This is a genomic window from Neobacillus sp. CF12, from assembly GCF_030348765.1.
Classification (GTDB): domain Bacteria; phylum Bacillota; class Bacilli; order Bacillales; family Cytobacillaceae; genus Neobacillus.
In genome coordinates this window covers 2,720,515-2,745,783 of the sequence record NZ_JAUCEU010000007.1, presented here as the reverse complement: position 1 = coordinate 2,745,783, position 25,269 = coordinate 2,720,515, and the positions used below count along the sequence as shown (strand labels likewise).

At 38.1% G+C, this 25,269-nt stretch carries 28 protein-coding genes; 20 read left to right on the top strand and 8 right to left on the bottom strand.

Annotation, left to right across the window (positions count from 1 at the left end; all coding sequences use genetic code 11):
* Nucleotides 1-22 precede the first annotated feature (22 nt).
* Nucleotides 23-631 (top strand): methyltransferase, encoded by a 609-nt coding sequence (locus tag QUG14_RS13060; protein ID WP_289340964.1) that lies wholly within the window; start codon nucleotides 23-25, stop codon nucleotides 629-631.
* Nucleotides 632-665: 34 nt separating this feature from the next.
* Here QUG14_RS13060 and QUG14_RS13055 read toward each other — a convergent pair whose 3' ends face one another.
* Together QUG14_RS13055 and QUG14_RS13050 are read right to left on the bottom strand one after the other, a co-directional pair.
* On the bottom strand, nucleotides 666-1,694 hold the full coding sequence (locus tag QUG14_RS13055; RefSeq protein WP_289340963.1) for a UvrB/UvrC motif-containing protein: 1,029 nt from the start codon (nucleotides 1,692-1,694) through the stop codon (nucleotides 666-668).
* A gap of 136 nt (nucleotides 1,695-1,830) precedes the next feature.
* Nucleotides 1,831-2,196 carry a DoxX family protein gene (locus QUG14_RS13050; RefSeq protein ID WP_289340962.1) on the bottom strand — a complete coding sequence of 122 codons (366 nt, stop codon included), beginning with the start codon at nucleotides 2,194-2,196 and terminating at the stop codon, nucleotides 1,831-1,833.
* 274 nt (nucleotides 2,197-2,470) lie between these two features.
* Between QUG14_RS13050 and desA the strand changes: the two genes are divergently transcribed.
* The 3 genes from desA to QUG14_RS13035 all read left to right on the top strand — a co-directional run bounded on the left by desA (nucleotide 2,471) and on the right by QUG14_RS13035 (nucleotide 5,383).
* Complete coding sequence (gene desA / locus QUG14_RS13045; RefSeq protein ID WP_289340961.1) at nucleotides 2,471-3,502, top strand: Delta(5) desaturase DesA; 1,032 nt, start codon at nucleotides 2,471-2,473, stop codon at nucleotides 3,500-3,502.
* Between the two features lie 144 nt (nucleotides 3,503-3,646).
* Complete coding sequence (locus tag QUG14_RS13040) at nucleotides 3,647-4,780, top strand: sensor histidine kinase (protein ID WP_289340960.1); 1,134 nt, start codon at nucleotides 3,647-3,649, stop codon at nucleotides 4,778-4,780.
* A 3-nt stretch (nucleotides 4,781-4,783) separates the two neighbouring features.
* A complete protein-coding gene (locus QUG14_RS13035; RefSeq protein WP_289340959.1) occupies nucleotides 4,784-5,383 on the top strand; it encodes a response regulator transcription factor in 600 nt (199 codons plus the stop codon).
* A 93-nt stretch (nucleotides 5,384-5,476) separates the two neighbouring features.
* On the opposite strand, the gene QUG14_RS13030 is transcribed toward QUG14_RS13035, so the two are convergent.
* The 3 genes from QUG14_RS13030 to QUG14_RS13020 form a co-directional block, all read right to left on the bottom strand.
* Nucleotides 5,477-6,013: a hypothetical protein gene (locus QUG14_RS13030; RefSeq protein ID WP_289340958.1), complete on the bottom strand. Its 537-nt coding sequence runs from the start codon at nucleotides 6,011-6,013 to the stop codon at nucleotides 5,477-5,479.
* A 35-nt stretch (nucleotides 6,014-6,048) separates the two neighbouring features.
* A complete protein-coding gene (locus tag QUG14_RS13025; RefSeq protein ID WP_289340957.1) occupies nucleotides 6,049-7,059 on the bottom strand; it encodes an IS1595 family transposase in 1,011 nt (336 codons plus the stop codon).
* A gap of 160 nt (nucleotides 7,060-7,219) precedes the next feature.
* Nucleotides 7,220-7,945 (bottom strand): GntR family transcriptional regulator, encoded by a 726-nt coding sequence (locus tag QUG14_RS13020; protein ID WP_289340956.1) that lies wholly within the window; start codon nucleotides 7,943-7,945, stop codon nucleotides 7,220-7,222.
* 361 nt (nucleotides 7,946-8,306) lie between these two features.
* On the opposite strand from QUG14_RS13020, the gene QUG14_RS13015 reads away from it, so the two are divergent.
* From QUG14_RS13015 to QUG14_RS12975, 9 genes are all read left to right on the top strand, one after another.
* Nucleotides 8,307-8,612 carry a PTS sugar transporter subunit IIB gene (locus QUG14_RS13015; protein WP_289340954.1) on the top strand — a complete coding sequence of 102 codons (306 nt, stop codon included), beginning with the start codon at nucleotides 8,307-8,309 and terminating at the stop codon, nucleotides 8,610-8,612.
* 4 nt (nucleotides 8,613-8,616) lie between these two features.
* A complete protein-coding gene (locus tag QUG14_RS13010; protein WP_289340953.1) occupies nucleotides 8,617-9,936 on the top strand; it encodes a PTS sugar transporter subunit IIC in 1,320 nt (439 codons plus the stop codon).
* Nucleotides 9,937-9,959: 23 nt separating this feature from the next.
* Nucleotides 9,960-10,274, top strand: a complete 315-nt coding sequence (locus QUG14_RS13005) for a PTS sugar transporter subunit IIA (protein ID WP_289340951.1) — start codon at nucleotides 9,960-9,962, stop codon at nucleotides 10,272-10,274.
* A gap of 14 nt (nucleotides 10,275-10,288) precedes the next feature.
* On the top strand, nucleotides 10,289-11,614 hold the full coding sequence (locus tag QUG14_RS13000; RefSeq protein ID WP_289340950.1) for a 6-phospho-beta-glucosidase: 1,326 nt from the start codon (nucleotides 10,289-10,291) through the stop codon (nucleotides 11,612-11,614).
* 59 nt (nucleotides 11,615-11,673) lie between these two features.
* On the top strand, nucleotides 11,674-12,402 hold the full coding sequence (chbG, locus tag QUG14_RS12995) for a chitin disaccharide deacetylase (protein WP_289340949.1): 729 nt from the start codon (nucleotides 11,674-11,676) through the stop codon (nucleotides 12,400-12,402).
* Between the two features lie 161 nt (nucleotides 12,403-12,563).
* Nucleotides 12,564-14,177, top strand: coding sequence for an acyl-CoA dehydrogenase family protein (locus QUG14_RS12990; RefSeq protein ID WP_289340948.1), 1,614 nt, complete (start codon nucleotides 12,564-12,566; stop codon nucleotides 14,175-14,177).
* Nucleotides 14,178-14,695: 518 nt separating this feature from the next.
* The gene (locus tag QUG14_RS12985) at nucleotides 14,696-15,460 is read left to right on the top strand and encodes a MerR family transcriptional regulator (protein ID WP_289340946.1); all 765 of its coding nucleotides are present in this window, start codon (nucleotides 14,696-14,698) and stop codon (nucleotides 15,458-15,460) included.
* Between the two features lie 126 nt (nucleotides 15,461-15,586).
* On the top strand, nucleotides 15,587-16,606 hold the full coding sequence (locus QUG14_RS12980; protein ID WP_289340945.1) for a sensor domain-containing diguanylate cyclase: 1,020 nt from the start codon (nucleotides 15,587-15,589) through the stop codon (nucleotides 16,604-16,606).
* Nucleotides 16,607-16,628: 22 nt separating this feature from the next.
* Nucleotides 16,629-16,913: a diguanylate cyclase domain-containing protein gene (locus QUG14_RS12975; RefSeq protein ID WP_353961107.1), complete on the top strand. Its 285-nt coding sequence runs from the start codon at nucleotides 16,629-16,631 to the stop codon at nucleotides 16,911-16,913.
* 277 nt (nucleotides 16,914-17,190) lie between these two features.
* Here QUG14_RS12975 and QUG14_RS12970 read toward each other — a convergent pair whose 3' ends face one another.
* Complete coding sequence (locus QUG14_RS12970; protein WP_289340944.1) at nucleotides 17,191-17,772, bottom strand: YdcF family protein; 582 nt, start codon at nucleotides 17,770-17,772, stop codon at nucleotides 17,191-17,193.
* Nucleotides 17,773-17,926: 154 nt separating this feature from the next.
* Here QUG14_RS12970 and QUG14_RS12965 point away from each other — a divergent pair, with 154 nt between their 5' ends.
* From QUG14_RS12965 to QUG14_RS12940, 6 genes are read left to right on the top strand one after another with little or no spacing between them, the layout of a single operon-like run.
* A complete protein-coding gene (locus QUG14_RS12965) occupies nucleotides 17,927-19,030 on the top strand; it encodes an MFS transporter (protein ID WP_289340943.1) in 1,104 nt (367 codons plus the stop codon).
* Nucleotides 19,031-21,193 carry a formate dehydrogenase subunit alpha gene (gene fdhF / locus QUG14_RS12960; RefSeq protein WP_289340942.1) on the top strand — a complete coding sequence of 721 codons (2,163 nt, stop codon included), beginning with the start codon at nucleotides 19,031-19,033 and terminating at the stop codon, nucleotides 21,191-21,193.
* Nucleotides 21,186-21,755 carry a 4Fe-4S dicluster domain-containing protein gene (locus QUG14_RS12955; RefSeq protein ID WP_289340941.1) on the top strand — a complete coding sequence of 190 codons (570 nt, stop codon included), beginning with the start codon at nucleotides 21,186-21,188 and terminating at the stop codon, nucleotides 21,753-21,755. Before fdhF ends, QUG14_RS12955 begins: the two co-directional genes overlap by 8 nt.
* Nucleotides 21,752-22,255, top strand: a complete 504-nt coding sequence (locus tag QUG14_RS12950) for a QcrA and Rieske domain-containing protein (RefSeq protein ID WP_283954233.1) — start codon at nucleotides 21,752-21,754, stop codon at nucleotides 22,253-22,255. Before QUG14_RS12955 ends, QUG14_RS12950 begins: the two co-directional genes overlap by 4 nt.
* 12 nt (nucleotides 22,256-22,267) lie before the next feature.
* Nucleotides 22,268-22,462 carry a hypothetical protein gene (locus QUG14_RS12945; protein WP_045519996.1) on the top strand — a complete coding sequence of 65 codons (195 nt, stop codon included), beginning with the start codon at nucleotides 22,268-22,270 and terminating at the stop codon, nucleotides 22,460-22,462.
* Nucleotides 22,463-22,478: 16 nt separating this feature from the next.
* Complete coding sequence (locus QUG14_RS12940) at nucleotides 22,479-22,814, top strand: globin domain-containing protein (protein WP_289340940.1); 336 nt, start codon at nucleotides 22,479-22,481, stop codon at nucleotides 22,812-22,814.
* A gap of 37 nt (nucleotides 22,815-22,851) precedes the next feature.
* Here QUG14_RS12940 and QUG14_RS12935 read toward each other — a convergent pair whose 3' ends face one another.
* A complete protein-coding gene (locus tag QUG14_RS12935) occupies nucleotides 22,852-23,589 on the bottom strand; it encodes an Mrp/NBP35 family ATP-binding protein (RefSeq protein WP_289340939.1) in 738 nt (245 codons plus the stop codon).
* Nucleotides 23,590-23,606: 17 nt separating this feature from the next.
* Nucleotides 23,607-23,960 carry a hypothetical protein gene (locus tag QUG14_RS12930; RefSeq protein ID WP_289340938.1) on the bottom strand — a complete coding sequence of 118 codons (354 nt, stop codon included), beginning with the start codon at nucleotides 23,958-23,960 and terminating at the stop codon, nucleotides 23,607-23,609.
* 267 nt (nucleotides 23,961-24,227) lie between these two features.
* Between QUG14_RS12930 and argC the strand changes: the two genes are divergently transcribed.
* Nucleotides 24,228-25,265 carry an N-acetyl-gamma-glutamyl-phosphate reductase gene (gene argC / locus QUG14_RS12925; RefSeq protein ID WP_289340937.1) on the top strand — a complete coding sequence of 346 codons (1,038 nt, stop codon included), beginning with the start codon at nucleotides 24,228-24,230 and terminating at the stop codon, nucleotides 25,263-25,265.
* Nucleotides 25,266-25,269: the final 4 nt, after the last annotated feature.

Sequence of the window (25,269 nt, the reverse complement as noted above, 5' to 3'; positions counted from 1 at the left end):
GGGGGCAGGCAGGAGCAAATGAATGAAAGAAATGAATTACGATGAATTGCTGAATATCGAAACAGAAGGAAATCAAAGGGGATATAACAAGTCCTTCCATTATCATAGATACGAGCCAACTCCATACAGTGCACTTGAAAAATTATTCGCGGAATATGAATTAACCAGCAGCGACCATATTGTTGATTTTGGCTGTGGAAAAGGAAGACTCAACTTCTTTATTCATCACCTATTTCAATCTTCCGTTACCGGGGTTGAGATGAACGAAAAACTATTCGAAGAAGCGCTGGAGAACAAAGCGAGCTATTTAATTAAAGCGAAAGAGAATAAAGGCAAGATTCAATTTCATTGCTGCTTGGCAGAAAAATATGAAATTCATCCTCTTGATAATACTTTTTATTTTTTTAATCCTTTTACGATACCGATATTTTGGAAAATCATTAATAATATCTTGGTTTCGGTTGAAGAATTCAAACGGGAAGTAGACGTGATTTTATATTATCCATCGGAGGATTATATCTATTATTTAGAAAACCACACTTCATTTGAGTTAATAAAAGAAGTTCAACTTCCTGGTTTATATGAGAATAATGGCAATGAACGATTCTTAATTTATCGTTTGGCATATTAAATAGCCCTCTTAGTCTAAATGAGACAATCGAGGGCTATTTTTTTAATGTTTGTTTTTTATAAATTAATTTCGTAACTGCCTCAACAATATTTTTATCCTTTTGGTTTCGAATCCATTTATCGGGAATCGCCTTATAGCGGCAATGGCTGCTTTTTATATAGTTATAAATAATTTGCGCTTCATCAAGCTCATCTCTCTTTACATGGTTGCTGACGGGAAAATCAGTAGCGTTAAAGATTTTGGTGATGAGGCTGCTAAGTTGAGTAACCTCGGCACTATCGATGGTAATTATTTTTCTAAATAGAATTTCATTGCGTTTTATTAGAAAGAACTTGAAGGTATCCTCGCTTAAATTTTCTATAACAACAAGATTTTTATTTTCCTCCGTAAACTCAATGACCTTTTCCTTTCGAAGTAGAAACTGGGTGGAATCAATCCTATCTCTGTACCTAGCGGCAGCCTCAAAGTCAAAATCTGCAGCGGCTTCAGCCATTTTCTTTTTCATATGATCAAGTATTTTCCTATTCTCACCATTCAGTAAAGCTATGATATTTTCCATAATCGCATGGTATTCCTGTAAAGCAGGTCCCCCGCCGCACATCCCTATACATAACCCAATCGAATGGTTGAAGCATAGTGAATTCTGCCGCTTAGGATTACTGCAAAGAATTTTATAGGCTTCCTTGATGCCCATTATCGTTGTTTCGACTCTAGCTTTGCTAGGAAAGGGACCAAAATAAAGTCTGCCGTCCTGTTCATCCCGATAGTTTGTGATCTTAATTTCAGGATACGTCGTGTCCTTATCAATCACAATGTAGGAGTAGGATTGAGGGCTTTTCATCATTTTATTAAATAGAGGTTTTATCTCTCGAATTAATTTACATTCGAGCATAAACGCTTCAAATTCTGTATCTGTTAACAGAATATCAAAATCTCTAATATTGCTGACAAGCTTAATAATCTTTTGAGGATGTGCTTTTGATTGTTGGAAATAGGATTGCACTCTTCGCTTTAAATTTTTTGCTTTTCCCACATAAATGATGGTTCCTTGGGAGTCTTTCATTAAATATACGCCAGGGGTTGATGGGAGGTTTTTAACCTTTTCTTTTATAAAAATAATACGCTCCCCCTTTCCCTATTTTTCTTTATTTTAACATAAAAAAATAACCGATTGAGTATAACAATCTGGTAAAAAGCCGTTATGAAGGCGATTTTTTATAAAGAATATACAAAAGTAGTAACATTACAATATCTAATCTCGCTTTGAAAGCGAATGGTAAAATCCCACTGTTTAGGAGTGGGAACTTTGTTAATATGATGGCCGCAATCATAATCCCAATTAAGGGGATAACTGCATTTTTTACACTGCGATTAAGCAAGATCAGAATGCCGCAGATAATCTCTAAAAAGGCTGTACCATACAACATGATATCTGGAAAAGGCAGCCCTAAATGGATAAATACTTCCGCAAGTTCTGTACTAAATAATTTCATTACACCTGACGTAATAAAGACAAAGGCCACAGCGTATCGGATTAAACTAACTGTTGACATCGATTGATTCATGTCTATTCCCCCTTTGTTAAATGTATTCAAAGGATAGGACAAACCATGAATGAAATAGTGAAATTTTTAAAAATTAGGGTTAATAATGACGATGAAAGCAGAAAATAATATTGCCCAAAAGGGGAGGAGAGGCTCATGAATTGAGCTTCTCCTTTCTTCGCGTTATGGGGCAATATGACATTTATCATGTTTTGCATATGACAGCTATATCTACAAAATGGTGTTGTGCTCGAGCTATAATTTTGATAACAAATGAAAGAAGGGAATAGTAGTTATGATCGAACAAAATCAAAAGAATTTACGAAAGCAAGTTGCTCCTTATGAAAAATCAAATCTCCGAGCAAGCATTTGGCAGATGATTAATACCTTGGTACCTTTCGTTTTATTATGGTTCCTTGCGTATAAGAGCCTTACTTTATCATACATACTTACATTGGGTATCTCCGTACTTGCAGCAGGATTCTTAGTAAGGATATTCATCATTTTTCATGATTGCTGTCACCATTCTTTTTTTAAGAATAGGAAAGCAAATACAATTCTTGGAACAATCACGGGAATATTAACCGTGTTCCCCTACCACCAATGGCACCATGATCATTCTGTGCACCATGCAACCAGCAGTAACTTAGATAAGCGGGGAACAGGTGATATTTGGGTACTTACGGTGGATGAATACTTGGCTGCTTCAGCATGGGAGAGGATTAAATACAGGTTGTATCGTAATCCACTTGTTATGTTTGGATTAGGTCCAATTTATGTGTTTCTGCTTAAAAATCGCTTTAATCGAAAAGGCGCCCGGTTCAATGAACGTATGAACACGTATATAACCAATACAGGGATTGCTGCTTTAACGGTTGTGCTATGCTTAACACTTGGATGGGAGAACTTCCTACTGGTACAAGCACCTATCTTTTTAATATCAGGTTCACTTGGAATTTGGCTATTTTATGTGCAGCATACTTTTGAGGATTCTTACTTTGAAGAAGATAAACATTGGGAATATGTGAAAGCAGCTGTTGAGGGCAGTTCTTTCTATAAACTTCCGAAGATTTTACAATGGTTAACCGGAAATATTGGCTACCATCATGTTCACCATTTAAGCCCAAGGGTTCCAAATTATAAGCTAGAGGAAGCCCATAATAATACACTGCCATTACAAAACGTTCCAACCATCACATTAGCAACAAGCTTAAGTTCTCTCAAATTCCGTCTATGGGATGAGCAAGGGAAAAAATTTGTTAGCTTTAAAGAGATTAAGGCACTAGTAAAAAAACAGAAAGAGATTCTTCGACCAGAGAAAGCATAGACACGACAAGCCTTTTTTGGGCTTGTCGTTATTTCTGTTCTAAAATAAAGTATGAGTCGAATAAATAGTAGTAAATGAAGATAGTGGGTAATTGTGGTAAGATTAAGGTGAAAAACTATTTTAAGTGAAAAATGAGGTTCTACTATGATAAAGAGGTATATGACTTTCCAGAAAAATAGCGGTATATCACCTTATATTTGGACCATTCTTTGCATACTGCCATTTTATTTTATATTTCAAACATCCTCGCCTATTAAAATCATCGTTGGGATCATCCTTACCATTCTCTTTTTTATTTTCTATCGAATTGCATTTATTTCGAAAGGGTGGCCCGTTTATCTCTGGACCTTTATCTTAATAGGTATCTCAATTACTTCAACCAGCCTTTTTAGCTATGTTTATTTTGCTTTTTTTCTTTCTTATTTTATCGGTAATATTAAGGATCGAATTACATTTTTAACCTTATATTTTATTCATTTAATTAGTACATCTGCTTCCATTAACTTCAGCATTGTACAGCAGGATGAACTTTTTCTAAAGCAGTTGCCATTTGTCATCATCATTTGGATAAGTGTCATTTTGCTGCCATTTAATATTCATAACAAGAAGGAAATGGGGCAGCTTGAAGAAAAACTTGAGGATGCAAATAAACGAATTTCAGAGCTTGTTAAGTTAGAAGAGCGTCAGCGGATCGCTCGTGACCTGCATGACACTTTAGGTCAAAAGCTATCACTCATTGGCTTAAAAAGTGATTTAGCAAGGCGATTAATTACCAAAGATCCAGAGCAGGCACGTAATGAGTTAAAAGATGTGCAGCAAACGGCAAGAACAGCGTTAAGTGAAGTGAGAAAAATGGTGTCTTCTATGCGGGGAATCCGGTTAAAGGATGAGATCGTACGTGTAAAACAAATCTTGAAGGCGGCTGAAATCAACTTTGAAGGAAACCAAGATTTTTCATTGAAAAATGTTCCCTTATTAACAGAAAACATTCTCAGCATGTGTTTAAAAGAGGCAGTAAATAATGTAGTCAAGCATAGTGGCGCCAGTTCCTGCTCCATTTCCATTGAGCAATCATGGAAGGAAATTGTGATGACCATCCATGATAATGGCGTATTTAAAAGTGATGGGGATAGTGATGTGAAAGGAAGCGGACTTTTAGGAATGAAGGAACGCCTTGAGTTTATTAATGGCAGCATAGAACTTCTAACAAAAGAAGGAACAACTTTAGTAATCAGAGTGCCCAATGATGTAAAGCCGTCATTTAAAGAGGAGGCGTAACACATGATTAGAATCGTAATAGCGGAAGACCAGCAGATGCTGTTGGGCGCCTTCGGTTCACTTCTTAATTTGGAAGAGGATATGGAAGTGGTTGGGAAGGCTTCAAACGGGGAAGAAGCAGTAGCTTTAGTAAGAAAGCATCAGCCTGATATTTGCATAATGGATATTGAAATGCCTGGTAAAACAGGACTTGAAGCGGCAGAAGAGCTAAAAGGTCTAGACTGCAAAGTAATCATCCTAACTACCTTTGCACGAACTGGTTATTTTCAACGCGCTTTAAAAGCAGGAGTTCGTGGCTATTTGCTAAAGGACAGTCCAAGTGAAGAGTTGGCAAGTTCCATCCGTCGTGTCATGGAAGGAAAACGGATTTATGCTCCTGAACTAATGGATGATGTCTACTCCGAAGAAAATCCACTTACAGATCGTGAAAAGGAAGTACTCGAGCTCGTCGCCGATGGCAAAAACACACAAGAAATCGCCGAACAACTCAGCATCAAAACAGGCACCGTCCGTAACTACATCTCAACCATCCTAGACAAACTAGACGTCAAAAACCGAATCGAAGCCATCAAACAATCCAAAGAAAAAGGCTGGTTTAAATAAATTATTATATTGACATTGAAGAAACAGGACAATTGTCCTGTTTCTTTTTTTTTGGCTCTTTTCGTAAATATTGTTGCTAACGGACACTAACTTTTAATCGGTGTCCGTTATACAAATAAGCCATATTTTCTTTAAATTAGTATCTAAAATTAACCAGGTGTCGTCCCAAGCAACATCGAAAAACCAGGAACACCAAGGAGTATTTGTTTGATAGACTTGAACATCAAGAACTCTATCTTCGAATATAAAATCACAAAACTCTTGTGCTAGGTTTTTAGCTTCTCTCGGAGTTCCGTAAAATCCTTTGTAGGCACCGCCATTATAGATTACCGATGCTATAGCTCCATCTAAAGTAAATGAGCTTATAAATTTGAAATCCGTTTCGCAGTCTAATTGTTTACCGATTTTTAATTCTGGAATAGATATTCTAATATCGTCAGATGTCAGGATTCTAGTGAAGTAACGTTCAAATGTTTCATTCATAGTAGGGTAATTTAACAATTCTGGATTATTTATTTGAAAGCATTCAATAATCATTCCACCATTAAGGTGTGTGCTGCTAATAGTTTCTTTTACTCTATCAACAATTGGATTGGATATAGTCAATTTGGTTAAAGAACCAGGTCTCATATTTTCACCACTTTCTTATGAGTTAAAGATAATTATTAAGCACTTCGAAATAATTCAACAGTTGTAAAGTTTACACGTTGACACGAGCCAAGAAACATATCCTTGATTCGTTCTTGAAAAGGTAACTTTTTATTCAACTCAAGGTATTGGTGCCAGAAAAGGTAATTATCAAGATATTTTGTAGCTACCCCTTGAAAGCGGTCCATCCAATCTTTGAGACGCTTGTGGTAGCCATTAACGTGCTGGATATGATAAATACCTTTTCTAACATAGACTTTTTTACTCACATTGATTGGTTCGTGCTGAAGACCTTTCATTTGGGCAAACTTTTTGTAGTTAGTTGCCGTATCTGTGCATAACAAAGCAGAGGTGTCGATATGACTTCCTAACACCTTATCTAACTCAATGGCTGTAACTCGTCCTTTTCCTGCCATCTGGGAGAGAATTTGACCGTTTCTATCGTGTGCAACTACTACACAAATTTGCTCCTTGGAAATGCCGCGTTTTTTCGCCACTCCGCCACTTTTTCGTGGCTTTCTATGAGCAATATTTTTCTTGCCCTTTTCACTTTCTAAGAAGAAAGTTTCATCACTTTCAATTATGCCTTTTAATGTTTGATGACCAAGAGAACGAATAGCATATAAGATTTTATGTCTCCAGTAAAAAGCTGTTGAAATGTGTATCTCCAGCTCTTTAGCTATTTTAGGTAATGTGTAACCTTCGACCATTAATTCATAGTATTTAAGCCATTTATGTGGGTATTTAGTGCCCGCTAATGGGCTGCCTGTCATATCATTGAAAGATTTTCCGCAATCTTTACACAGGTAGCGTTGTCGAGACCGATATGTACCATTTCTCTTCACAGACATACTTCCGCAATGAACACACGCTAAACCTTCGGAAAAACGTTTTTCACGAATCTCACCAACAAAATTTGAAATGTCGGCTTTAGGTTCAGGAAATAGGTCTTCCTTAATTGCGGTAAAGAGCTTTAATTGTTCTTTTGGTGAAAGGTCTGAAAAGTCTCGGTAAATATCTAACCACATTGTTGAGTAGCCCCCTGTATAATCAATTATTCTATTATACAGTCTGTTCCCCATAGCAACAATCTATACGAAAACAGCCTTTTTTTTTAGTAAAGTATTAATTTTCACCTACTTACAACTGATATGTGTAACTATACTTCTGTCATTAACTGTGCCATTGTTAATAGTACCGCTCAATAACGAAATTTGCTAAATCGCCCCGGAAAATGGTCTTGGAATATTCAACCAATATATCCTCATCTGAGTATGCATAGGTCTCAAGGGAGAAGCAAGGAGAGCCAACGTCAATATTTAATATTTTTGCAACATCTTCTTGAGCGCCTACGATTTCAAGATTCTCGACAGTTCTTTTTATTTTAATTTGATATTCTACTTCCAAAAGTCTATACAGAGATTTTTCACAAGCTTCCTTATTTAAGCCTGGTGTCTTTCTCCAGGGTAGATAAGCCGTTTCTATTTGAATAGGCTCATTATCCACATAACGGATCCTTTCAAGCATATTTATTGGCTCTCCCTCTGGCAAATCGAAAATATCCTCTAGAAAAGAATCAGCCATGATGACCTCAAGATTATGAACCTTTATAGATGGGTTTTTCCCCTGGCCAGTTATTTGCTCGGAAAAATTCTGAACCGTAGAAGTCAATCTTTGTTTCACCCTTCTTCCAGAAACAAAGGTACCCCTTCCTTGCTGTCTATAAACATATCCATCCAAACTTAATTGTTGTAAAGCAGTCCGTACAGTAGTGCGGCTGACTCCGAACTTTTCGCAGAATTCCGCCTCGGTTGGTAATTTTGTGTCAGGTTGGTATTCACCGTTTTTTATTAGCTCTAAGATGCTGTCTTTTACCTTTAGATGAAGGGCATTTTCTTCATTTAAATTGCGCATGTAATATTCTCCTCCGACTTGATTTTCTTTGCGTGAATTTCTCTATAAAGAATAAGGTTGTATTATGGTATCGAAATTTGTAATAACAAATTTAAAAATATGTATTGATTATTTCTGAAATTGTTATTACAATTACCTTAATGATACAACAAAAGATACAAATGTTGTACTGATTTCTGTAAAAAATAAATAAAGGAGGTACATTTAGGATTTTGTGGGGTTAGGTTACTCAAAGTTTGCTGTTTGTACTTATATTTACTATTATTAAATCATTTTGAACTAGGTTTACCAATCATTTTCTAAACCAATGAAATTTTTTTACAATAATGTAAACGTTTGCTATAAAAATGGGGGTCATACAATGAATATTTTATTATGTTGTTCAGCTGGAATGTCTACAAGCTTATTGGTTACAAAGATGGAAAAGAGTGCACAGACGCAAGGAATTGAATGCAAAATCTGGGCAGTTGGCAGTGGGGAAGTTAAAAACCATATTGACAATGCTGATGTTCTACTGCTTGGACCTCAGGTTCGTTTCATGCTAAATCAAATGAAGCAAGATGTGGGCGGAAAAATTCCAATCGAATCCATCAATCCAATGCACTATGGTCTTTGTAACGGTGAAGAGGTACTAAAACAAGCTATATTATTAATTAAGGGGGAATAGCTTCATGATGAATTTTATTGAAAAATATATAATGCCTTATGCTGTGAAATTCGGTAATAACAGGCATTTATTAGCTATCCGCGATGCTTTAATCGGAATGATTGCCATTACGATGATCGGCTCGTTAGCTGTTTTACTTAATAACCTTGGTTCGATAATAAAACCATATGGCCGTTTGATGGAAAGCATTTTTGGTAAATCATGGACAACACTTGGCGGAGACATATGGTGGGGAACCTTTGCTTTTATGACAGTCTTTGCAGTTTTTGGAATTGCTCACAAACTAGCAAAATCATATGGAGATGATGGTTTTGAAGCAATGCTGGTAGCGGCTGCATCCTTCTTTTTGTTGATTCCACAAATTGGAAAGGTGCCTGAAACTGAAGGTGCTTGGGGATTTGTCAGCTGGGGATATTTTAATGCTACTGCATTGTTTACGGGTATCCTTGTTTCACTTGTTGCAACTGAATTGTTTTTACGACTATCAAAAGTTAAGTCCTTTATTATTAAGCTGCCAGATGGTGTTCCACCTGCTGTTTCAGGTGCGTTTGCAAAATTAGTGCCTGGCATGCTGACAATTTTGAGTTTTGGGATTTTTGGTTTGTTATTCCGCAAGATAACAGATGGTCAATATTTGAACGACTGGTTAGCCACGACATTAGTAGCACCATTGACAAATGCTGCTGATTCGCTTCCATTTGCAATTCTAATTGTTTTCTTGGTTCATGGATTCTGGGCTGTCGGCTTACATGGTCCGAATATTCTTGGAGGAGTTACAACTCCATTGTTCACTTCGTTAGGAACAAAAAATACGGACCTCTATGCCCAAGGTGTAGCGGAACTAGATAAATACGCAATTCTAGCTGGCCCATTCCTTGATGCGTTTGTGTACCTTGGCGGTTCTGGAGCGACACTGGGTCTCTTAATCGCAATGATTTTAGCAGGACGCAAACGCCACAAGCAAATGATTGCTTTGGGAGGACCTCCAGGGGTATTTCAAATCAATGAACCTTTACTCTTTGGCATGCCGATCGTATTGAATCCAATTTGGTTAATCCCTTTTGTTGCGGCTCCAGTTGTCATGACCGTTGTTGCTTATTTAGCCATTGACTGGGGATTCGTATATCCAGTGGTAACAGCAAGTATGCCATGGGTTACACCAGTCGGTATAGGGGGATATTTAGCAACAGGCGGACATATTTCTGGTGCAGTTCTAGCACTTATCAATCTCGCAATCTCAATTGTTATTTATCTACCATTTGTTTACATTCAAGGTAAGATGGAAGACAAGAAGTTAAAAGACCAACAAAATACGGCAGCATAACTAAGCTAATAGGAGAATGTGGTATGAATAAAGAAGAGATTTATGAAATTTCCTTTCAACTGATTTTGCATAGTGGCAATGCGAGAAGTCTATCAATGGAAGCAATCTACGAAGCTAAGAATGGAAACATTGACGGTGCGAGAGAAAAAATTTGCGAAGCAGAGATGGAGTTCAACAAGGCCCACCGCTTTCAGACTGAATTGATTCAAGGGGAAGCAAGTGGAGAGGCCCATGATATTCCAATACTTCTAATTCATGCACAAGATCATTTAATGAATGCTTTAACTGTAAAGGACATGGCAACAGAATTTATTGAGTTATACAAAAAGCTATCATAGAAGGGGTCATCAAAATGACTGAAACAAAAGGCATTAAAATCGCTACGATTGGTGGCGGTTCAAGCTATACACCTGAATTAATAGAAGGTTTTATAAAACGTCATGCTGAATTACCTGTTCGTGAGATTTGGCTTGTTGATGTTGAAGAAGGAAAAGAAAAATTAGAGATTGTCGGGAATCTTGCAAAAAGAATGGTTGAAAAAGCTGGGCTTCCAATAGAGGTTCATTTGACATTGGACCGTAGAAAGGCACTGAAAAATGCAGACTTCGTGACAACACAATTCCGGGTAGGATTACTGGATGCACGAGCAAAGGACGAAAGAATCCCTTTGAAGTATGGTGTCCTTGGGCAAGAAACAAACGGTCCAGGCGGATTGTTTAAAGCATTTAGGACAATTCCGGTTATCCTCGATATCTGCAAGGAAATGGAAGAGCTTTGCCCTGATGCTTGGCTGATAAACTTCACGAATCCTGCGGGTATGGTGACAGAAGCTGTTCTGCGCTACAGTAATATTAAAAAAGTAGTTGGGCTGTGTAACGTGCCAATCGGAATGGAAATGGGTGCAGCTCAGTTATTAAATGTAGAACATGAACGAGTAAGAATTGATTTTGCAGGACTTAACCATATGGTTTATGGACTAGATGTATATGTGGACGGAATTAGTGTAAAGAACAAACTGATAGATTTACTTTCCAACCCAGAAAATACAGTAACCATGAAGAATATTCATGCGATGGGCTGGGAGCCTGGATTCTTAAAAGCTTTAAACCTATTCCCTTGTCCATATCATAACTACTATTATAAAACGAGAGAGATGGTTGAAGAGGAGTTAATGGCTGCAGAAAGTGGCGGGACGAGGGCTGAGGTCGTAAAAAATCTAGAAAACGAATTATTCGAATTATATAAAGACCCTAATCTTGACATTAAGCCACCTCAGCTCGAAAAACGCGGTGGAGCATACTATAGTGATGCAGCATGCCGTCTCATCCATTCCATTTATACTGATAAGCGAGACATACAGCCTGTCAACACAATGAACAATGGGGCCATCGTTGGGATTCCGCATGATTCAGCAGTTGAGGTTAGCTGTATTATTACGAAGGATGGACCAAAGCCAATAGCGGTGGGAGAACTTCCAATTCCAATCAGAGGCTTAATCCAAACTATTAAGTCATTTGAACGTGTGACGATTGAAGCTGCGATTACTGGTGACTATAATACAGCACTGTTAGCAATGACGATTAATCCATTAGTAGGATCAGACAAAATTGCCAAGCAAATTCTTGATGAAATGCTTGAAGCACACAAAGATTATCTACCCCAATTTTTAAAATATTAATAGAATTCAAAAGGTAGCTATGCGAATTAGCTGCCTTTAAGTCTATGGAGGCACTTTGGATGATTAAATTAATAATAAACGCAGACGATTTTGGTTACAGCCGTGGGGTAAACTACGGCATTATTGACAGCCACTTGTTCGGGATTGTCAATTCAACTACGATGATGATGAATATGGAGGGAACGGAACATGCAATTGAATTGGCCAAAAAGCATCCATCCTTACAGGTGGGGATTCATCTTGTTCTGACTTGTGGAAAGCCCTTGCTACAGGATGTTCCTTCCTTAATAGATGAAAATGGAAACTTTAAAACGTTAGCAGCATTAAATAGCAAGGATATTTGTCTTTCTGAACTTGAAAAGGAATGGACTGCACAAATTGAGAGTTTCATCCGCTCAGGTTTAAAACCGAATCACTTTGATAGCCATCATCATGTTCACACGATTGAGGAGTTCTTGCCTGTTGTTCAAAAGCTAGCAAAAAAGTTTAATCTTCCAGTGAGGTTGAATGGTTTGAATAGCATCGAAGGAGTTGAGGGTTATTCAGACATATGTCTATTTGATTTCTATGGACCCACTGCAACTGCAGATTATTTTGATAAGCTCTCTGAAAAAGACTTGGATGAGAAGACTGTTGAAATCATGTGCCATCCTGCTTATATGGATAATCTACTGCTATCAGGTTCATCGTATAATACCACTCGTTTAGATGAACTGGATATTCTATTAAAAACAAATTTGCCTGCTAATATAGATTTGTTGACGAACGGCATTATGAAAAGTGTTTAAGAATATAGAAAAATCCATTCTTCACAAGAGTTTCCTAAACGGTGACTAAAGACCATGGTAATACCATTGGTTTTTAGGCACCGTTTGACGATTCTAATCACTTCCATTTATAATTAAACTGAAAATTGCGATTTTTTTATTTGGAAAGGGAGTGGTATTTGATGAGTTTTACTTCCCATGAAACGAAGTCAAGGGGACAGAATTCTTATTCTTTTGATGATTTTGTTACGCAGCGCGAGAATCTGGATTGGTATCGAGACGAACCATTTTTACAAAAGGCTGTTAAGAAGTTTACGGGTTCAGAGTTTGAACAGGTTCACCAGAAAATCCTCGCTTTTTCTCCCAGGGTGTCTTTGAAATGGAATCAATTAGCTGAGCGAAATGCCAGACCAGAGGCTCGTCCATACATGCTCCATTATGATGCGTTTAATCATCGAATTGACCGGATTGTCCGGCCGCTTGAAGTACATCAGTTAGAGAGCAAAGTGTTTGGAGAAGGACTATTCTCGAGTAAAATGCCCCCATGGGAAAGCTTTGTGAAAAGAATGCTGACACACCAAATTGGTGAAGGTGGAGTAACCTGTCCCTTAACTTGTACGCATGGATTAATTGCGCTTCTTGATCAATTCCCTAATCATGAGATTCCAGAACTCCAAGAAATACTACTACATACCAAAGAAGGGCTAAACGGAGAATTTGCAATTGGTGCGCAGTTTATGTCAGAAATTCAAGGTGGTTCAGACCTGCCTGCTAATGTTCTAGAAGCTGTACCTGACGGTAAAAACTATCGACTATACGGAAATAAGTTCTTCTGTTCGGCTGCACATGCAGATTATTCAGTTGTGACCGCAAAAATAACTGACTCCAACAAGGTTTCAACATTTATCGTTCCAGCGTGGCTTCCCGGTGACAAAGAGAAGGAAAAACGAAATGGATACCAAATTAATCGGATAAAATGGAAGCTTGGTACTGCTGAGTTACCAACTGCCGAAATACAATATAACGGTGCGCTTGCTTATCCTATCGGACCGAAGGATAAAGGAATCGCCGTCGCAGTGGGAATTGTTCTTACTTTATCCCGATTAGAAATTGGAATTGCTTGTGCAGGATTTATGCTTCGGGCCTCGAGAGAAGCCAACCTCTATGGAGACTTCCGTACAGTCTTTGGTAAAAAGGTTAAGGACTATCCATTAGCCGCTAGCAAACTGAGAAAAATTGAAAACGCTGCCAAAAGAACAACCGCAGGGGCTTTTAAAATTTATGATCTTTTCTTACGCTTGGAGAAGCCTTTAAATCCAGGAATTAATTCGGACAATCCGATAGAAGTCCAAAAGCAGCTATTAAACTTACGAGAACTCGTTTTATTGCAAAAAATAGGTGCGACAAATGAAGGTGCTGAGGTGCTTCGTGACGCAATATCAGTTTTTGCTGGTCATGGAGTAATGGAGGAATTCTCTGCATTGCCTAGGATTTTCCGTGATGTTATCGTCAATGAACAATGGGAAGGACCGCGTAATCTGCTTCTAACCCAGATTTATCGTGATCTTAAGAGAGTTGCCGATTGGTATTCCCCATCAGATTTTGTTGGTAATGTATTAGAAGGGGCACCACATGAAATCATTAAGCAATTCTCAAATCAACTTGAGGATTTACTCCAAAGACCAGTTTTAGGAGAAGTAAATGAAGCTTCAATGAAAGCCGCTGAGGAATGGGATACATTTTGTGATACCTTCTTTAAAGCGTATCAGGAAACAGCATTAGCAGAAATTGAATAATATATTTTGGCCAGCCATTTGTCTTCTATAAAAATGGCTGGCTTTAATTTTATAAAAAGCTGTTTTCGCATAGATAGATGTTAAATTTAGGGTTTTGAGGACAAATCACACAGTCTTTCAGAAGTATTAATCCTTAATCCAGGGTCTTGAGGACAAATCACTCAAGCTTTCAGAAGTATTAGTCCTTAATCCATGGTCTTGAGGACAAATCTCTCAAACCGTCAGAAAGAATAGTCCTTAATCCAGGGTCTTGAGGACAAATCACTCAAGCTTTCAGAAGGATTAGTCCTTAATCCAGGGTCTTGAGGACAAATCACTCAAGCTTCCAGAAGGATTAGTCCTTAATCCAGGGTCTTGAGGACAAATCTCTCAAACCGTCAGAAAGAATAGTCCTTAATCCAGGATCTTGTACAAAAGCAACAAAGTTTACGAAAAGAGCTTTTTAAAAAAATAGGCAAACTAGTTATTGACTATAACGTTGCGTAAAGGTGTATCGTTAGTTATGAGGAGATGATCACATGGAATATACAATACAAAAGCTAGCTAATCTCGCAGGCGTCAGCACCAGAACACTTAGATATTATGATGAAATTGGAATTCTTAAGCCGGCAAGAATCAATTCATCAGGATATCGAATCTATGGTCAGGAGGAAGTAAACCGTCTCCAGCAAATCCTATTCTATCGAGAATTAGGAGTCGGTTTAGACAGCATAAAGGACATTGTAACGGCACCTTCCTTTGATGGGACAAAAGCATTGCGGGAGCATCGTGAAAAACTCCTCGAAAAAAGAGAACAATTAGATTTATTAATTGCCAATGTCGATAAAACAATAGCCGTAACGGAAGGGAGAATTACCATGTCAAATAAAGAAAAATTCGAAGGCTTTAAGAAAAAGATGGTTGAAGAAAATGAGAAGAAGTATGGAAAAGAAATTCGTGAAAAATATGGCAAGGATAAAGTGGAAGCCTCTAATGCAAAAGTAATGAACATGACGGAGGAACAATATCAAGAAGTAACCGCTCTAGCAGAACAAGTTCATATAACACTAGCGGAGGCATTTAAAACGGGAGACCCTGCAGGAGAACTAGCACAAAAAGCTGCTGATCTCCACAAACAATGGCTAACATATTATTGGAAGGAATACAGCAAGGAAGCCCATGCAGGTCTAGCACAAATGTATGTGGATGACGAAAGATTTACAGCTTATTATGATAAAGAACAACCAGGTACAGCAGAGTTCTTAAGAGACGCGATTCTTATTTACACAGGACAAAAAAACTAATGGTTAAAACTCACCCATAAATATTGTTTGGGTGAGTTTTTTATATTTACAAGTAATCAGTGTAGAATAAGGTATAAATATAGAGGTGTGGACCCATATGAATATCCATGGAAAGGCGAAAAAGTAATGAATGAAAAATTCAATCTAGAGATATTGAATAGGCCAGACCTATTTTATCAATTGATTAATAATATGACGGATTTAGTCTTTTTGACAAAAGTAAATCACGATAAGACTTTAAGTTATGTCCTGTTAAATAAACCCGCTAAAGACCTTTATGGCTTAACAAATGAATCCTATGGCAAGCCGATAGAGAAGGTTCTTCCAAAAGATGCTTACGATGTTGTCAAAAGCAAATATGACGAAGCGATGGAAAAGAAAAAGCCAATAAAATACGAAGATATGGTTAATGTTTCGCATCTTCCTAAATACAGTACGAATGGAGTAATTTATTGGGAGTCGACGATAACACCTGTGTTTAATCCAGAGGGGGAGTGTACCCATTTATTAGCTATTGTACGTGACTTAACGGAGCAACGAATGCAGGAAAATGAAATAAAAAGAATAAAAGACCGATTTGAACTAGTCTGGAATAGTGTGGCGGACGCCATGTTTACTTTTGATAAAAATCAAAATATTGTATCCGTTAATAAAGCATTTGAAAAATTATTAGGCTGGACGGCAGAAGAGTTGGTAAAGGATAAGTCCAGGAGTATTATCCCTGAAGAGGATAAAGAAGACCTAAGAAAAATCATTGAAAGAGTAAAAAGCGGCGAGACAGTGACTACTCATGAGGTAAAACGAATAACAAAAAGTGGTGAAATTATTTATTTTCTTGGCTCGTTTTCGCCTCTTTATGATCAGAATGGTGATTGGGATGGAGGTGTGGTTGCGTATAAAGACATCACGGAAAGGAAGAAATATGAAGATAAGTTAAAACAATTGGCCCTTCATGACCCATTAACTGGTCTTCCCAATAGAACGTATTTTTCACAGTGTTTAACTATAGAGATGGACAAAGCAAAGAAAACGAAGCAGTTTTTGTCCGTTTTAGTTCTTGATATTGACCGTTTTAAGGAAATTAATGATACATACGGACATGACATTGGGGATGAGGTAATAAAAGGAATTTGCCAAGCGTGTTAAAAGTGCATTAAGAAAAAATGATATACTTGCTAGAATTGGTGGAGATGAATTCGTTATTCTATTGCCTAACTTGACAGAGGAGAAAAATGTTTCAGAAATAGCAGAAAGAATTCAACAATGTCTCCGTGAGGAATGGCTAATTGCCAACGAGAAAATACAAATTACAACAAGTATCGGAATTTCCTTCTATAACGAATACGACCTAGAAGAAAAAACACTTTTTAAAAATGCTGACCTTGCTTTATACCAAGCAAAGAAAAAGGGTAGAAATAATTATCAAATCTATCATGACCAAGTAACCGGCTAAAACATTAAATTAGCCGGTTTTTATTTTTTTAGGCTGTGTTAAATTGGTCTGTTGATTTGCGCTCCACTAAGGAAAACTGCTTTGAATAATCATCGCAGGGACAGGCGGTTTTTGCCTGTCACGAGGCACTTCGCTTTCCGCAGGCGTTGCGGCGAGCCTCCTCGGCGCTAGCGCCTGTGGGGTCTCACCCGCTCCGTACTCCTGCAGGAGTCTTCGTGTCTTCCGCACAAATCAACAGAGTGCAAATATCAATGTTTTGCTTTAACACAGCCTTTTTTTAAAAAAAGTTAACGAGATAATATTTGGTTATCGCGAGATACTCCCTTGCGTATGATTTTGGAATGGCTACAGTCGGAGTTTCTGCAGGAATGCCCTCTAAATTCAACCCTAGGTCTTTAGCAATGGACTTAGCACGATAAAGATGGAAATCATTCGTTACCAGCAATCCAGTTTTGAGATTTTGAGGAATGAGTCTTTTTGAAAAACGAATATTTTCAACTGTGTCGGTTGATTTATCTTCAAGTAAGATTCTATCACTAGAAATTCCATGTGCGAGTAGACCTCTTTTAATCGCTTCTGCCTCAGTAATATCTTCACCTGGTCCTTGTCCGCCAGATGCAATCGCAATACTTTCTCGATTTTTCTTCAAATAACTAGCAGCAGCGTCTATCCGATATTGAAGAGCTAGAGAAGGTACTTCACCTTTAACGCGTGCCCCGAGAATAATGATATAGTCAGCATGTTTAGGTACTTCTGTATTCGTATGTTCTCTAATTTTAGAATGTAAAAAAGAAAAGTATAATAAAAAACTGAGTGAAAACACACCTGCCCAAATAAGTATGGACTTTCTTTTTCTCATAACTATAAATCAATCCCTCTATGTAAAAATCTTATCTTCCTTTTATTCTAACATATTCGTTTTCCCCCTTACCTCTTTATGTAAAATTACTGGGAATTTTTTTATAGTCCCTTGGCACATACTAAACGAGACTAAGAGTAAAGGAGTTTATCGTATGAACTTTTATCCATATGAAGAAGATTCACTACTTTTTTCAAAAAAATCAGCGCGAAATGTTTTTATTGTGTTAGTAATTGTATTCTTTTCTGTTTATATAGGATCAGAACAATTTGGATATTTTGATATGGCCTTATACGGATATTTATGGGCAACTATTTTGTGCTTTGTGCTACTGACAATCAGAATCACCTCGTGGACTTTACGTCCTCCAACTAGAAGGCTTTGGAAGCAAGGAATCAAAATGATGTTCAGTGCGAAAGGACTTGCATTCGTCTTTAAGACTTTGTACACCAATATCGGAGAGCAAAGGTTTATTCGAAATCGATCTGTTTATCGCTGGGCACAGCATATGTTCATTTCTTGGGGAGTTATTTTTTCATTTGCCATTACCTTTTCCCTTGTCCTGAATTGGCTGCATTTTGAATTAGTTGAACCTAAAACCTATGCGGCAGTGGTTTTTGGAATTCCAATGTTTCGTATGGGTGTAGACTCACCACTCGCAATCGCCATTTATCACGGTTTAAATTGGACAGGAATCGCCGTTATTATAGGCTGCGGTATGGCGCTTTATCGAAGAGTTACAGACGAAAAAAAGATTGTTGAGCAATCTAAAGAATATGATTTCTTTCCACTCTTTCTACTAATAGCAATCTCAATAACTGGCTCCTTATTAACCGTGTCTGCGTTATGGATGGAGGGGGCTTTCTATTTAGGTATTGCGCTTGCTCACCAAATAACAGTCATCGTATTCCTTTTATATTTTCCTTTCAGTAAGTTCTGGCATTTACCACTTCGAATTTTAGCTGTGATGGTTCCGATGTACCATGCAATGGGAGAACAGAAACAATGTGCTAGATGCGGGATAGAATACGCGACGGCTACACAAATCAAAGATGTTCAACTAGCGTTAGAAAAAAGACATTTGTCTGTTCCGATTGATCACACAACACTTCACTTTTCAGACTTGTGTTCACAGTGTCGAAGAGTAAGCCACAGATTAGGAGCCTATGGTGCTAAAGTTCATTTCCGAAAAGCGAACCTTGTGTTAGAGAGCAATCAGAAAAACGGACTCCAATTGAAGAAGGGAGGAGATCAATAGATGGGTCATGCACAAAATAAAGATTACGCGCAAAGAGATTATGATGCGATTTTACGAGATGGCGAGGAACTGATTTCAACTCATTGCTGCTTCTGTGGCATGCAATGCGGGATGAACATTCGTGTGAACAAAGAGGATAAATCAGTCCTTGGTGTTGAGCCTAGATATGATTTTCCGATGAATGGGGGCAGGCTTTGCCCGAAGGGAGTAAGTGCCTATCGACAGGCTGAGCATGTCGAACGGCTTAACCACCCGCTTATTCGAAAAAATGGAAAGCTTGAACAGGCTACCTGGGATGAAGCAATGGATTTAATCGTATCGAAAATCCAAGAAATACAAGGCAAGTATGGAAAAGATGCCTTTGGAATTTATAGTGGCTCATCTATGACGAATGAGAAATGTTATCTAATGGGTAAATTCGCTCGGATTGGTCTTGGAACCAAAAATATAGATTACAATGGGCGTTATTGTATGTCATCGGCATCTGTCGGCTTCAACCAAAGTATCGGAATTGATAGAGGCTCAACCAATCCATGGTCTGATATCAAATTTGCAGATGTATTATTGATTGCAGGTTCAAATACTGCAGAGTGTCACCCGTTATCAATGCCTTACATATGGGGAGCTAGAGATCGTGGAGCCAAATTGATTGTCGTGGATCCTAGACAAACAAAAACAGCGCTAGTAGCGGATGTCCATCTAGATATTCGCCCAGGAACGGATGTAGCGATAGCAAATGGTTTATTGCATGTCATGATTGAAGAAGATTTAGTCGACCATGACTTTATTCAAAAGCATACAACTGGTTTTGAAGAATTAAAGGAACTTGTAAAGAAATATACACCTGCTCATGTTTCTGAAATTACGGGTGTTGCTGTTGACAAAATCATAACTGCTGCTCGACTATTCGGTCAGGCAAAAAATGGTTTTACGATGTTCGCCCGCGGAGTTGAACAGCATGCGACCGGTACGGACTCGGTTTCAAACTATGTCAATTTATGCTTGGTAACTGGAAAAATGGGTCGAAAAGGATCTGGTGTTGCAACGTTTACTGGTCAGGGAAATGGACAGGGAGGCAGGGAACATGGTCAAAAAACAGACCAACTGCCAGGTTTTCGAAAAATTACCGACCCTAAAGCACGCGAATATATCGCTGGTGTGTGGGGTGTCGATGAATCAGAAATTCCTGGCCCAGGATTATCGGCATTTGAAATGCTTCAGGCGCTCGGAAAAGAAATTAAGGGATTGTTATTAATCTGCAGTAATCCGATTGTCTCATCACCAACAGTTGGTGATGTAGGTGAATATCTTAAGAGTTTAGATTTCTTTGTTTGTATGGATTTCTTTTTGTCAGAATCGGCAGAGCAAGCAGACGTTGTTCTTCCATCCACGGTTTGGGTAGAAGACAACGGTACCATGACGAATGTTGAAGGCCGGGTGTTACGAGTAAAAGGGATCGATCGTACACCTGGTGAAACAAAACGGGACTGGAAAGTCATTTGTGAAATCGCTGAACGGCTTGGCAGGGGTCAATACTTCCAATTTAATTCTCCTGAGGATATCTTTAATGAACTTCGGGTTGCGAGTAAAGGCGGCACTGCAGATTATTACGGAATTACCTATGAAAAGCTTGATAAAATGCAGGGGGTATTTTGGCCATGCCCTACAGAGGAATCAGAAGGTTTGCCAAGATTGTTTGAAGACTTAAAATTTAATTTTCCTGATGGAAAAGCAAGAATCTTAGCTTTTGAGCACAAGGGTCCAAATGAGAAAACGAGCAAAGACTACCCAATCATCTTATCGACTGGACGCGTTGTGTTTCACTATTTAAGTGGAAATCAAACAAGGAGAATTGAGGCTCTGCGTAATTTTTGCCCAGACCCATATGTAGAAATTCATCCAAATCTAGCGAAAAAGTATAATATCGAACATGGAGAATTCGTAAAAGTATCAAGCCCTCGGGGCAGTATCGAGCTTGCTGCTAAAGTAACAAAGATTACAAGAGAGGACATGGTTTTCGTTCCCTACCACTGGGGTAAATCTTTGGCAATTAATCATTTGACGAATCCTGCGCTAGAGCCAAAATCGAAAATACCTGAATTCAAGGTATGCGCGGTCAAATTAGAGAAAATTGCCTCGCGTGCAGGTGAAAAGCATGGCTAAAGTTTTATATATTGATTACGAAAGATGCATTGGCTGTAAGGCATGTGTGATTGGGTGTGAAGAGTGCAGCGGCCATGATCATTTATCAAGAATGTTTGTGGATGAGTTAAATCCAGGTGAAACGGTAGCGACGTCACCAACCCCATGTATGCACTGTGTAACACCTGCTTGTGCGGAATCATGTCCTGTACAAGCCATTGCGATTGCCGATGATGGGACAGTATTATCTGCTTCACTAGAAAAATGTATTGGCTGCAAAAACTGTACTTACGCTTGTCCATTTGGTATTCCAAGAGTAGATGATGTAAAAAAGGTAATGTACAAGTGTGATATGTGTTATGACCGGACCTCAAAAGGAAGACCTCCAATGTGCGCAAGTGTTTGTCCAACGGATACCATTCGTTTTGTGGATGAACACGAAATTAAATCTGAACCACCGAAAGAAGTTCAGTTTAAGTGGGATTTTGGCGGTACAGTGATTGAAACAAGGACTGTCATTGGATTGCCGGATACCGAAACAAATAGATATGGATATAGAGAAGGCGATGGTGTTCAATCATGAAGAAAATAGAAGGATTTCTTCGGAAGTTGTCTTTTAATATCAGAAGAGATAAAGAATTAGAATTAAATAGAAGAGGTTTTATCGCCTCTTCCTTATCATTAATGGGCGTATTATTTGTTAGTTCAACCCCTTTAATGGTGTTATCGAAAAATCGTGAAGAAGAAGCACATGATTCAGAGGTATTTATTGTCAATGAAAAAGATATCGCTGTCGGGCAAAGTGTTTCATTCTATTATCCTGATGAGAATGACTCAGCAATATTGGTTAGAATTTCTGAAAAGGAATATAGGGCTTACAATAGCAAATGTACACATTTAATGTGTCCTGTTTATTGGGAAAAGGATACTGGAAAACTAACCTGCCCATGTCATAATGGTTTCTTTAATGTGGAGGATGGATCAGTTCTTGCGGGACCGCCGCCAAGGGCGCTTCCGTCCATTAAGTTGAAATTTAAAGGTAAGAAAATCTACGCTGTTGGAATCACTCAGGCTCAGCATTAGGAGGCGGGTTTTATGAAAATGGCATGGTGGATTTTTATGAGTCTACTGACCGTGCAAATTATCCTTATTCAATATATGGTAGAAGAATATCTAGCAGGGCATTACGGAAATCTTTTATATTATGTATTGGCTTTAGGCTTTATGTTTGTTTTGACACTGATAACCTATCTTTTCTTTAGAAGAGTGGACAAGGTAATGGATCATTAAAGGAGGTCGGGTAAGAATGCAAATGAATGAGGAAAAAATAACGTCTGTCATAAAAGACTTCTTTCATAAAATTCATGCGGATGATTTGATGAGCAAATTTTTTAAGGACCATGACCAGGAAAGAATTCAGCATCACCCTCAGACGTTTTTAGAGCATGGATTAGGTGAAGGAAAATATAGCGATGAACAGATAGCAAACGCACATAAGGATATCTCAATCAACGATGAGCATTTTGAAGCAATGGTCGGAAATTTCATTGCAACACTAGATGATCATGGTTTTAGTGCAGAGGACAAACAAAAAGTACAAGGGATTTTACAAGGGTATAAAGGAAATAGTTTAGGGAAATGAAGTGGTGGTGCCCCGTAAACGGGACACCACCATTTTTTTAGGCAATTGAATTCTGTACTGTATCAGCTAATTCGTTGTATTTATCAAACAGTAAGGAACCTCGCTTATAGATAGAAGGTTCATAATCATCTTCTTTTGGTGCTAAAATGGGCAGTTGGGCTATGAGATTTGTTCCTAGCTTTGATGCGAGCTGTTCAGATCCGCCTTTGCCAAACAGATAATACTTTTGTTCAAGATCTGGCGGCTGAAAATACGCCATATTTTCAACGATACCTAGGATATTATGATTATTGATTGCCGCCATTTTACCCGCTCTTTCTGCGACATGTGAGGCTGTTGGATGTGGAGTTGTGACAACGATCTGATTAGAACTTGGAATCAGTCGATTCACATCCATAGCCACATCACCCGTTCCTGGCGGCATGTCGATGATCACATAATCCAAGGGACCCCATATCACTTCATTAATAAATTGGTTGATGACTTTTCCTAGCATAGGCCCTCGCCAAACAACCGGATCATTATTTTTAACGATAAATCCCATTGACATGATCTTTACGTTGTGTGATTGGACAGGGATAATCTTGTTATTCATCGATTTTGGTCCAAAACTAATATTCATCATGTTGGGAATACTGCTTCCGTAGATATCGAAATCAATTAACCCAACTGCCTTTCCCTGCCTTGCTAGGGATACTGCAAGGTTGGCTGAAACAGTTGATTTACCAACCCCGCCCTTACCCGAGATAACTGAAATTACTTTTCCCGATAGCATACAATCACCTTTCTGACTTATAGACAATTTTTCATTGAATTATTGATGTGATTAATCCAAGAGTTCCAGTTTGTAACGATGTAGGCTGGTTCTCCGTTTTGTAAATAACCTAAGAAACTCTTGGAATCGTCGACGATTACAGCATTTTCTTCTTGTAATTGAGTGATTATGTCATGAATAATGATATATTCCTCTAACAATAGCTCACTTGAATAGTCTAGTTTAACGATATTTTCTAAAATATAGACATTTCCTAACGTTTTATCAGCGCTTTCGAGATAGATTTCATAATGTGTGTTTGTTCTTTTTTTAAAAAAAGGAGTAGTAAATTTAGAAAAGTTAACCTGTTCTTGAAAAGATAATGTAGTCATTAACAGTTTGCATCCCTCCCTATCCCTCTCCCTCTCTAACAGTATTTACCATTACCGCTTATAAAAAACATCTTTTTCGAGTGAAGTTGAGATATGCATATTACATGCATACTATTTGCATAAACATACAACACTTAATGAAAGCGTTTTCAAAAATAACCTTAAAAAAATTCAATAAAAACTGAAAATTGAGCAATTTATTGGTTGAATAATTATTACATCCTATGTATAATGATTCATTATATAAGAGACTTAGGAGTTGGAAATATGAAAGCAGCGATTATCGGTGGAACGGGATATGGGGCTATCGAGTTAATAAGGCTTATAAACAAGCATCCGCATTTGGAAGTTGGATCGGTTGTTTCCAACTCTCAAGCTGGTAACGATTTTAGCGAATCCTATCCACACTTAACTGAAATTATTAATCAACCATTGGAAAGCTTTGATGTAAATAGATTAACTGAACAACATGATATCGTGTTTTTGGCAACTCCTTCAGGCGTCAGCAGTAAAATGGTTCCCCAATTAATGGGTAAAGGAATAAAAGTTATCGACCTTTCCGGAGATTTTCGGCTAAGGTCGCAAAGTGAATATGAAACTTGGTATAAGCATACGGCGCCAGAAGAGACATATTTAAGCAAGGCAGTTTATGGATTGAGTGAAATTTATTCTGAAGAGATTAAAGGAGCAACATTAATTGCTAATCCTGGATGCTACCCAACAGCAACAAGCCTCGGGTTAATACCAATATTGAAAGCAAATCTTGCTGACTCACAATCTATTATTATTGACGCCAAATCAGGAGTATCCGGTGCAGGCAGAGGTCTTTCATTAACATCACATTATGCTGAAATAAATGAAAATCTTAGAGCATATAAGCTCGGAGCACATCAACATATACCAGAAATTGAACAAGTACTTAAAGATGAAACAGGCAGGATGGTAACAGTTTCGTTTACCACTCATTTGGTTCCAATGACTAGGGGAATTATGATAACCGCCTATGTTAATTTAATTGGGAAAATATCAACGAGTGAAGTAATTGAGTTGTATAAACAGTTCTACGAAAATCATCCATTTGTAAGGATCAGACCAGAGGGAATCTATCCATCAACCAAAGAAGTCAGTGGGAGCAACTACTGCGATATCGGCTTGCATGTTGACCCTCGAACCAATCGACTTACGATTATTTCAGTCATCGATAATTTAGTTAAAGGTGCAGCAGGGCAAGCAATTCAAAATGCAAACATAATGAATGAGTGGGATGTCAGGACGGGGCTTACTAGCATACCAATGTATCCATAATGAT